Genomic DNA, 10,039 nt, shown 5'->3' on the forward strand with positions numbered 1-10,039 from the left:
CAGCAGAACGACGGGGCTGGTCCCGTGCCCTGATCTGGCCCCTGCGCCACCGAAACGAGGTCCTTCGGTCGCGCGCAATCCGTAGTGTGGCTTCTGGTTGGACGTGGTGCGCTCCCTCAGGAAGTCACCGCTTCGTTATGGATTTGAGGTTTAGCAACACCCTCTCGGAAGAGGTCGTCGACCGACCACAGGATCAGAGGGTGGCCGAGGTCCGCTGCGGCGTGGCGAAACGAGTCCTTGAAGCCGGCCGCGGAGACGAACAGCAGCGGAGCCCGCGCGTCCAGCGCTTCGCGCGCCCACGCGCGCCCGCTGTCGGCCAGCCGCCTGAGCGCGCCCAGATGCTCCAGGAGCACCGTGGCGTCCGCGGGCCGCGTCCGCATCTTCACCGAGCCCGTCATCACGCCGCCGTCCAGCAGCCGCGCCACCACGTCGATCTCCACGTCCTGCCGCGCGGCGTCGGCCCCCGCCCAGCGCCCCCACCGCTCCACCAGGGGCAGGCCGCGCACGGACTGGTGCCGCAGGTACGCCTGGCGCACCACGTCTTCGAAAACGTGCTGGCCGACGTACGCCGGAAACGCCTGGCTCGCCAGCCGCTCCCGCCAGACCGTTTGTGCGCCCACGCTGGCGATGGCCGATTCGTTGGGGAGCACCAGGCCGTAGTACATCCGGAGCGCCGGGTCTTCGATGCGGTACCGCAGGGCCCGGTTGCCGCCCTCGTCGAAGTTGCGCTCCGTCTCCACGTAGCCCATTTCGACCAGGCGGTCCACGATCCGGCGAAAGTTGCCGTCCAGCGCCTGCCCCTGGTCGGCCGCGATCTGCCCCAGGAGACGACGCTTGACGCCGATCGCGCTGAGGATGCCCTGGTAGCGCGTGTACTCGCGCAGGCCTTCTTCCTGGCTCAGCACCGTCTCCAGCTGCAGACGCACCTCGCCGGTCGGCGAGAGGAGCAGGTCCACGATGTTGTCGTCGAGCTTTCGGCGCGGGTCCACGGGACGCAGGTAGCGGGGAACGCCGCCGAACGCCGCGTACGTACGGATGCGGTCGACGGCGCCGTAGCCCCGCACCATTCGCGCGGCGTCGTGGTAGTCGAACGGGCACAGCTGCCGCGACCAGTTCAGGCGGCCGTAGAGCGGCGAGCCGCCGTCCTTGAGCGCTTCGAGGGTGTGGATGGCGGAGCCCGCGAGAACCAGCAGCAGGCCGGCGGACCGGCGGCTCCTTCCCTCCCACACCGCGTTCAGCTCCGACGCGACCTCCCTGAGCCCCGCTTCGCCGGTGGCGAGGTACTGGAACTCGTCGAGCACCACCACGATGGGACGGTCGGGCGCCATCTCCAGCAGCGCGCGAAAGACGCTGCGCCAGGTGCCGTGCTCCTGCGGGCGCAGCTCTTCGCCCGACCAGCGCGCGGCTTCTTCGATGAGCACGCGGCGGTTGATCTCCGGAGCCGTCGCCGACGCCGTGAAGTAGAACGCCCGCTCCGGATCCCAGATGCTGGTGAGCAGATACGTCTTGCCCACCCGCCTGCGCCCGTACAGCAGCGCCAGCTTGAGGGTACCGCTGTCCGCCAGTGCCCGCAGCTCGGCGGTTTCGCGCTCTCGATCCACCAGATCCATATCTTCGTGCCTACATACAGGTATACCTACATACAGGTATGCCTGTATGGTAATGCACCCATAGAGCGCAGGCAAGCTTCGGCAACACGGTGGAGAGCGCCTTGTTTCCGAAGGAAAACGAGCCCGCCGGCAGGTGCCGGCAGGCTCGTTCCATATCGGCCACGAGAGCCGCGCTCAGACGTCCAGGTTGCGGACGTAGCGGGCGTTGGCTTCGATGAACTGGCGGCGGGGCTCCACCTCTTCGCCCATCAGCTTGGTGAACACGGCGTCGGCCTCGACGGCGTCTTCCATGGTCACCTGCAGCAGCGTGCGGACCTCGGGGTCCATGGTGGTCTTCCACAGCTGCTCGGGGTTCATCTCGCCCAGGCCCTTGTAGCGCTGCACGTGAATGCCCCGCTCGCTCTTTCCCTCGGCGCCGTCGCCGGCGGGGCCGCGGAAGGCGGCCAGGATCTCGTCGCGCTCGGCGTCGCTGTAGGCGTAGCGCTCCTGCTTCCCCTTCTTGACCAGGTACAGCGGCGGCTGCGCGATGTAGATGTACCCCTCGTCCAGCAGCTGCCGCATCTGCCGGAAGAAGAAGGTGAGCAGCAGGGTGCGGATGTGGCTGCCGTCCACGTCGGCGTCGGTCATGATGATGACCTTGTGGTACCGCGCGTTGCCCAGCGTGAACTCGTCCTCGCCGATGCCGGTGCCGATGGCGGTGATGATGGCGCGGATCTCCTCGTTGCTCAGCACCTTGTCGAAGCGCGCCTTTTCGACGTTCAGGATCTTGCCCTTGAGGGGCAGGATTGCCTGGAACTCGCGCTTGCGCCCCTGCTTGGCGCTGCCGCCGGCGCTGTCGCCCTCGACGATGTACAGCTCGGTGAGCTCGGGGTTGCTGCTGCTGCAGTCCGCCAGCTTGCCGGGAAGCACGCCCGTCTCCAGCGCGCTCTTCTTGCGCGTAAGGTCGCGCGCCTTGCGGGCGGCCTCGCGGGCGCGGGCGGCACTGACGGCCTTTTCGATGATGGCGCGGCCCACGCCCGGCGTCTCGTCCAGGAACTCGCTGAGCTTCTGGTTGACCACCGTCTCCACGGCACCCTTGACCTCGCTGTTGCCCAGCTTGGTCTTGGTCTGCCCCTCGAACTGCGGCTCGCGCACCTTTACGCTGATGACGGCCGTAAGCCCTTCGCGCACGTCGTCGCCGCTCAGCGCGTCCAGGCCGCCCTTCTTGAAGAGGCCGGTCTTGCGCGCGTAGTCGTTGATGCTGCGCGTGAGCGCCGCCTTGAAGCCCGTGAGGTGCGTGCCGCCCTCGTGGGTGTTGATGTTGTTGACGAAGGTGAACGTGTTCTCGTTGTACCCGTCGTCGTACTGCAGCGCGATCTCGATCTCGGCCTCGGGGCGCGCGGCCTCGATGTAGATGACGTCGGCGTGCAGCGGCTTGCGGGTGCCGCGCAGGTGCTCGACGAACTCGCGCAGGCCGCCCTCGTAGTGGTAGTCGTCGCGCCGAACCTCGCCGCCCTCTTCGCCGGCCGGGCGCTCGTCGGTGAGCGAGATGCGCACGCCCTTGTTGAGAAACGCCAGCTCGCGCAGGCGGTTGCTCAGCGTGTCGAACGCGAAGGTGGTTTCTTCGAAGATCTGCGGGTCGGGCTTGAAGCTGACGCTGGTGCCGCGCTCGGTGGTGGTGCCGATGACCTCCAGCTCCTTGGTCTTGTCGCCGCGGCTGAAGGCGATCTCGTGCACCTTGCCGTCGCGGCGCACCTGCACGCGCAGCCACTCGCTCAGCGCGTTCACCACGCTTACGCCCACGCCGTGCAGGCCGCCGGACACCTTGTACGACCCCTCGCCCTCGTTGTCGAACTTGCCGCCGGCGTGCAGCACCGTCAGCGCCAGCTCCACCGCGGGCACCTTTTCGGTGGGGTGCAGGTCCACGGGAATGCCGCGGCCGTTGTCGACCACGGTGATGGAGTTGTCGGCGTGGATGGTGACGTCGACCTTGTCGGCGTGGCCGGCCAGCGCCTCGTCGATGGAGTTGTCGACCACCTCGTACACCAGGTGGTGCAGGCCGCGGGCGCTGGTGGAGCCGATGTACATGCCCGGGCGCTTGCGGACCGCCTCCAGGCCCTTGAGCACCTGGATCTGGCCAGCGTTGTAGTCGTTTGCCTCTGCGCCGTTCGTTGACATGGCCTCTGGTTGTCGCCTGGTTGGTTCTTCGCCGGCTTCTGGCGGTCGATCTTCGTGCTGCTTCCCGTACACCGAACGCGTGCCGAAAGTTCAGCGTGCGCAACGGGTTAGGAGGTGTTTCGGAGGGGTTTGAACCAACCGCGGGTCTGGGCGTGCCCCTCCGCTGCGCTCCGGGCCGGCTGCGCGCGCCGCAGGCAACGATACGACGGTTGCCAACGGCGCCGAGCCCACGGCGCTCACCCTTCTCGACGCGTTCCCTCCACGATCGTGCGTGCGCGCCGTGTTCCCGGCCCTGCGGGCGCGCATCCCTCACGCGACGGCATCCGCACACCACGCCGTTCCGCGAACGCTACCGTCCGGCGGGGCGCAGGCCCTGGACCGCCTCGCCGGAGCCCATCACGAAGATGATCTGGTCGATGCGGCTGGCGGCCTTTGCGCCGCGGCCGGCGTTCAGGTGCCGCATCAGGTCGGCCTTCATCATGTTGAGCTCCATCAGCCACGCCGAGTTGCGCACGGCCACCACGAGCGTTCCGTCGCTTACCCGCAGCGGCTCGGTGACCGCGGCGATGGCGGGCCCCACGCGCTCGGCCCACTCCGGGATGACGGACGCCGCCTCGACCTTGGGCGCCATGCCCGTGCGCTCCAGGAAGCGGGCGAGCACGTCGCCCACGGCGGTGGGTTTTCCGGTGCCTGGATCGCGGGTGCGGTTCACGGTGTGCCTGCGGCGGGGACGGGATGGCTGACCGGGTAATTTAGCATCGCCCGCGCGTGCGCGAAACCACGTTGCGTAGGGGCGTGCCCCCGCCTCGTTCCACAGCCGGTTGGGGTGGGACATTCCCCGCCACGCCGCCCCGTGGCGCCTCGGCGTTCGCCGCGGGAGACGGGCGGGCCGCGGGGATGGCGCAATCCCGTGCGCGCCGGTTCGGGGCGGATAGGTCAACTTCCCCATGCGGCCGACGCGGCCGGCGGCGCATCATGTACCTGTCCGGTTGCGGACACCATATGGAACGTGAAATCCAACCACCTGACCAACATCTTCTCTCCCGATATTCCCATGAACCAAGCACGCATGCTCCCCCTGCTGGCGCTGGCCGCGCTCGTGGCCGCCTGCCAGGACGCCCCTTTCGCGGCGGAACCAGAAGCACCCGGAACGCCCGCCGTCGATGCTCCTTCCTCGACCGACGTTCGCAGGGGGTGGATCTACGGGCCCGGCGGCGAGCCGGTAGAAGTCAGCTTCGCCGTGTCCGACGGCCTGGCCATCTTCGAGGGCGACATCGTCCTGGGCCGCGCCGACCGGCTTGCGAAGACGCGCGACGAGCTGGTGCGCGCGCCTTCCGGACCGCGCTACGGCGTATTCATCAACGGGTCCAGCTACCGCTGGACGGCCGGTGTGGTGCCGTTCGAGATCGACGGCCGCTTCACCGCGACGCAGCAGCAGACCATCCGCAACGCCATGAACCTCGTGTCCGGCAGCGTGGGAGGCGTGTCGTTCAGGCAGCGGACCAGCGAGGCCTCTTGGATCCGCTTCGTTCCGCACGACAGTCTCTGCAACTCGCCCACGGGCCGGCAGGGCGGAGGGCAGACCATCAACCTCACCACCGGGTGCGCGGGCACCACGGGCGTGGTGGCCCACGAGATCCTGCACTCGCTGGGGATGTGGCACGAGCAGAGCCGCTGCGACCGCGACAGCTTCGTCACCATCAACCTGGGCAACGTGCTGCCGGGGAAGGAGCACAACTTCAACAAGCTTTGCAGCGGAAGCACGTATGTCTTCGCCTACAACGAAGGCTCCATCATGCACTACGGGCCAACCGCCTTCGGCATCGGCGGCGCGACGACGATCACCTCCAAGCGCGGGCTGGACAGCCAGATGGGGCAGCGGGTCGGGATGGCGCAGTCGGACATCAGCACCATCAACTACATCTACCAGCCGCGCCAGCCCCTCAACGTGACGGTCACCAACTCCTGGGGCAGCGCCATCCTGGGCTGGAGCGCCTCGCCCGGCGCCACGCACTACACCGTGGTGACGGTTGAGCGCTACGAGCGCCGCAACTTCCAGACGGGGTGGTCGTACTCGCAGGAGTACAAGAGCGCGCCCGTCACGGTCAGCGGCACCAGCTACAACGGCGGCGCGTACACGGGGCAGACCTACTGCAACTCGTTCGAAACCGACTACGAGTCGGAGGACCGGGTGTACGAGTGGGAGTTCCGGGCGCACTTCCCGGACGGGATCGTCGGCGCCGCCGGGCGCGTGCCGGCCCCCATCGGCCCCTGCTGATACCAGATCCTGAAAAAGCATGATCGTACAGAGGAACAGATTCAGACAGAGGAAGCGAGCTGAAATATCATCTTGGTTCCTCTGTCTGACTCTGTTCCTCTGTACCCGTAAAGCTGTTTTTTTTTCCGGATCCGGTATGACGGGCGCGGGCGGACGGACGACGCAGAAGGGGGAGGCCGGGATTCCCGGCCTCCCCTGATTCGTTCCACGCCTGGCGGCTTTTTACCCCGGCAGCACCACGCCGTCGCGAATACCCCAGCGGGGCAGCACTTGGCCGCGCAGCTCGAAGTCGGTGGGCTTGGGGGAGGTGAGGATGACCTGCCCGCCCTCCTCGGTCTCGATCCAGTCGACGATGCGCTGCGAGCGGCCGGGGTCCAGCTCGGCGAACACGTCGTCCAGCAGGATGATGGGCTCGCGGCCGCGTGCGGCGTGGATGGTCTCGGCCTCCACCATCCGCAGGGCGATGGCGGCGGTGCGCTGCTGGCCGCCGCTGCCGTACGTCCGCAGCTCCAGCGCCGCCCCCTCCGCGCCCGTGATGGTGAAGCGCAGGTCGTCGCGGTGCGGCCCGACGAGCGTCATCCCCCGGCGCTGCTCGCGGTCGGCGCTGCGGCCCAGCGCCTCGCGAAAGGCGACGGCCACCTGCGCCTCGGCCACGGCCCCGCCCATCTCGGGCGCGGAGGGGGCGTACGCCATGCGCCCCGGCTGGCCGCCGGCCACGCGGGCGTAGTGCGTGGCAAAGCTCTCCGACCGCTCCGCCACCCACGCCGCCCGCGCCGCCGCCACCCGGCTGCCGGAAAGGACCAGCCCCTCGTCCCACGCCTCGACCAGCGCGCGGGGGCTGTTCTGCCGCAGCAGCGTGTTGCGCTGAAAGAGCGCCTGCCGGTAGCGCTGCACGGCGTGCAGGTAGCCGGGCTCGGCCAGGGAAAGGACGATGTCGAGAAAGCGCCGCCGGGCGCCCGGCCCGCCGGACACCAGCTCCACGTCCGAGGGCGAGAAGATGACGGCGCCCACCTGCCCCAGCGCGTCGCCCAGCCGCTCCGGCTCGCCACCGTTGACGGCCACCTTCTTTTTGCGCGCGCGCCGGTCGAACGCGGCCGAGACGGAGCGCTCGTGCCCCTCGTCGTCGGCCAGGCGGCCTTCCACGCGGAACACCTCCTCGCCAAAGCGGACCAGCTGCTCGTCGGGCGCGCCGCGAAAGGAGCGAAAGATCTCCAGGTAGTAGATGGCCTCGAGCAGGTTGGTCTTGCCCTGGCCGTTGTCGCCCACGATGGCCGCGCCCTGCGCCGGAAACTCCAGCACCTGTTCGGCGAAGTTCCGGTAGTTGCGCAGGTGAAGGCGATGGAGGTGCAAAGAAGTGCGAAAGTGCGGGAGTGCGGGAGTGCGGGAGTGCGGGAGTGCGGGAGTGCGAAAGTGGTCGATCGGCGGAGGCTTGTGCGCTCCGGCGGGTCCGTCCCGGGAGATCGTGGCGACACGACCACACCCGAGTCGCGCGATTCCGAAGGATCGATCGCGGTCCGCCTGCAGGAGCGAATGAATTCGCCGCGGGAAAATCGCAAAGTCCGCCTGCGCGGACTCGGCGGCCCGGCGGTGTGCGGCGTTCCACGCACCGGCGCGTCCGCTACCGGGTGACCAGCCGGCTCCGTCCCGGGCGGTTGAAACCGCGGCTACAACGGCACAAAGTCCGCCTGCGCGGACTCGGCGGCCCGGCGGTGTGCGGCGTTCCACGCACCGGCGCGTCCGCTACCCGGTGACAAGCCGCTCCACAACGAGCCCGTGACTTCCTGAGGGAGCGCCGCGGCGAACCTTCTCGTACACCGCGCCCGGCGCGCGACCGAAGGACCTCGCGTCGGCGTCGCAGGGGCCGGCTTCGTGTGCCGATGCTGCGGCTACAGTCCGCGCAGGCGGACTTTGCGCATTTCCAACGGCGAATTCATTCGCTCATGGATGCGGGGCCCGGCGGTCCGGATCAGATCTCCACGCCTTCGTGGCGCAGAAGCCAGCGTTTGCGGTCCAGGCCCTCGCCCTTGTCCCACTGGCCCGCGTATCCGCCGATGCCGTTGAAGGCCAGCACGCGGTGGCAGGGAATGACGATGGGGATGGGGTTGTGGCGGTTGGCCTGGCCCACGGCGCGCGGAGCCCGGCACTCCAGCGCGTCCGCCACCTGGCCGTAGGTGCGCGTCTGGCCGTAGGGAATCTCGCGCAGCGCGTTCCACACGCGCCGGCGGAACTCCGTGCCCTCCGGCGACAGCGGCAGGTCGAAGTCGCGGCGCGTGCCGGCAAAGTACTCGCGCAGCTGCTCGGCCACCTTCCACCCCAGCGGGTCGTCGCGCGTGGGCTGCACGCGGGTGCCGGCCGGCGGGTGCGCGCCCTGCGGCCAGAAGTGGATGTAGCGCACCGCCGCCTCGTCGTACTCCACGAACAGCGGCCCCACCGGCGACGGCAGCAGCAGCCGCTTTACGGCGGACGACGGTGCCATCCGCGGAGCTCTTGTCGCAGCCGGTCTTGTCGCCATCCTCAGCCTCCGGAGTACATCAGTGCCGGGTTCCAGTGCCCAGGTTCAGGAACACCCACTGGGCACTCGAGCCTGGGCACCTGTACCTGTCGTTCAGCGTCCCGTGAACTCCGCCTTGCGCTTGTCCAGGAACGCCTGCATCCCCTCGCGCATGTCGTTGGTCGCCGCGAGCAGGCCGAAGAGGTTGCTCTCCATGGCCAGCCCGTCATCCACCGACATCTCCATCCCGCGCGTGGTGCACTCGATGGCCAGGCCCACGGCGATGGGGCCGTTGGCCAGGATCACGCCCATCATCGCCCGCGCCTCGGCGAGCAGCGCGTCCCTGGCGCTGGGGGCCTCCTGCCCCTCGGCCGCCTGGGGCCTGGGAACCACCTTGTTGACCAGGCCGATGCGGTACGCCTCGTCCGCCTTGATGAACTGCGCCGTCAGCATCAATTCCAGCGCGCGGCCCTTGCCCACGATGCGCGGCAGGCGCAGCGTGCCGCCGTAGCCGGGGATGATGCCCAGCTTTACCTCGGGGAGCCCGAACTGCGCGTTCTCGCCGGCGATGCGAAGGTGGCAGGCCAGCGCCAGCTCGCACCCGCCGCCCAGCGCAAAGCCGTTCACCGCCGCGATCACGGGCTTTTTCGACAGCTCGATGCGGCGAAAGACGCGCTGCCCCAGCCGGCTCACCTCGATGCCGTCCACGGGCCCCATCTTGGACAGCTCGGCGATGTCGGCGCCGGCCACAAAGGCCTTTTCGCCCACGCCGGTCAGGATCACCCCGCCGATGTCGTCGCGCTGCTCGATCTCGTCCATGGCCATCCCCAGCTCGCGGATGGTCTGCTCGTTGAGCGCGTTCAGCTTGTCGGGCCGGTTGACGGACAGCGTGGCGATGCGGTCCTGGACGTCGAGCGTGATGTTGCTGTAGTCGGCCATGGGGAGTGCGAAAGTGCAAAGGTGCGAGAGTGCGAAAGGGGTCCCCTCCGGACACGGTTTCGCGGCGGACAAGCTACGCGCACCGGGAAGGCCGGGCAACGCCTCCCAGCCGCCGCCCAAGGGCTCGACGCGCATGACGATCTCGACCCACACGGACCGCGCCGCGTCCTGACCACCATCCCACACCCGAGGCGACACCGCGCGAGAAGTCGTGACGTTTATCCCCTCAATATCCCGCGTGCGTGAGAGAGATGCGGCTCTCAGAGGGTGTTGCCAAACCCCCAAACTCACAAAGAAGAGATGACTTCCTGAGAGCGTGTTCAAGAATCCGACGCTGCGCATCCAGGCAGATCTACCAGCGCTGTCATTCCGAGGCCCGGCCACGCCCTAGCTGCTTTCACACCAGAGGTTGCAGGGCCGAGGAATCTACTTTCGGATTGCTGGAGGGCAGACGCGGTAGCCGTGCCTGCTTCGCGGCTACGACACGGGCGGACAGAGCCAGTGCCGGAGCGGTGCGGCGGGGCACCAGCAGCAGACAGTAGATTTCTCAGTCGGCGCGCAGGA

Annotated in this window: 7 protein-coding genes; 1 reads left to right on the plus strand and 6 read right to left on the minus strand. The window is 68.6% G+C overall.

Annotated features, from left to right (window positions below):
* Nucleotides 1-116 precede the first annotated feature (116 nt).
* From VGC13_RS09395 to VGC13_RS09405, 3 genes are all read right to left on the minus strand, one after another.
* Complete coding sequence (locus tag VGC13_RS09395; RefSeq protein WP_331124983.1) at nucleotides 117-1,601, minus strand: ATP-binding protein; 1,485 nt, start codon at nucleotides 1,599-1,601, stop codon at nucleotides 117-119.
* A gap of 183 nt (nucleotides 1,602-1,784) precedes the next feature.
* A complete protein-coding gene (gene gyrB / locus VGC13_RS09400) occupies nucleotides 1,785-3,767 on the minus strand; it encodes a DNA topoisomerase (ATP-hydrolyzing) subunit B (RefSeq protein ID WP_331124984.1) in 1,983 nt (660 codons plus the stop codon).
* Nucleotides 3,768-4,116: 349 nt separating this feature from the next.
* Nucleotides 4,117-4,479, minus strand: coding sequence for a DUF721 domain-containing protein (locus VGC13_RS09405; RefSeq protein WP_331124985.1), 363 nt, complete (start codon nucleotides 4,477-4,479; stop codon nucleotides 4,117-4,119).
* Nucleotides 4,480-4,821: 342 nt separating this feature from the next.
* On the opposite strand from VGC13_RS09405, the gene VGC13_RS09410 reads away from it, so the two are divergent.
* Entirely contained in the window at nucleotides 4,822-6,045 is a 1,224-nt protein-coding gene (locus VGC13_RS09410; RefSeq protein ID WP_331124986.1) for a M12 family metallopeptidase, read from the plus strand.
* A gap of 222 nt (nucleotides 6,046-6,267) precedes the next feature.
* Here the strand turns inward: VGC13_RS09410 and recF are convergent, their stop codons facing one another.
* From recF to VGC13_RS09425, 3 genes are all read right to left on the minus strand, one after another.
* A complete protein-coding gene (gene recF / locus VGC13_RS09415; RefSeq protein WP_331124987.1) occupies nucleotides 6,268-7,395 on the minus strand; it encodes a DNA replication/repair protein RecF in 1,128 nt (375 codons plus the stop codon).
* 616 nt (nucleotides 7,396-8,011) lie between these two features.
* Entirely contained in the window at nucleotides 8,012-8,521 is a 510-nt protein-coding gene (locus VGC13_RS09420) for a methylated-DNA--[protein]-cysteine S-methyltransferase (protein ID WP_331124988.1), read from the minus strand.
* 129 nt (nucleotides 8,522-8,650) lie between these two features.
* The gene (locus VGC13_RS09425; RefSeq protein ID WP_331124989.1) at nucleotides 8,651-9,475 is read right to left on the minus strand and encodes an enoyl-CoA hydratase-related protein; all 825 of its coding nucleotides are present in this window, start codon (nucleotides 9,473-9,475) and stop codon (nucleotides 8,651-8,653) included.
* Nucleotides 9,476-10,039: the final 564 nt, after the last annotated feature.

Origin of the sequence: Longimicrobium sp. (assembly GCF_036399255.1) — a bacterium.
Taxonomy (GTDB): domain Bacteria; phylum Gemmatimonadota; class Gemmatimonadetes; order Longimicrobiales; family Longimicrobiaceae; genus Longimicrobium.

Coding starts and splice junctions, on each gene's coding strand:
- gyrB (WP_331124984.1), bottom strand. CDS start 3,767: ATGTCAACGAACGGCGCAGAGGCAAACGACTACAACGCTGGCCAGATC.
- VGC13_RS09410 (WP_331124986.1), top strand. CDS start 4,822: ATGAACCAAGCACGCATGCTCCCCCTGCTGGCGCTGGCCGCGCTCGTG.
- VGC13_RS09420 (WP_331124988.1), bottom strand. CDS start 8,521: ATGGCACCGTCGTCCGCCGTAAAGCGGCTGCTGCTGCCGTCGCCGGTG.
- VGC13_RS09425 (WP_331124989.1), bottom strand. CDS start 9,475: ATGGCCGACTACAGCAACATCACGCTCGACGTCCAGGACCGCATCGCC.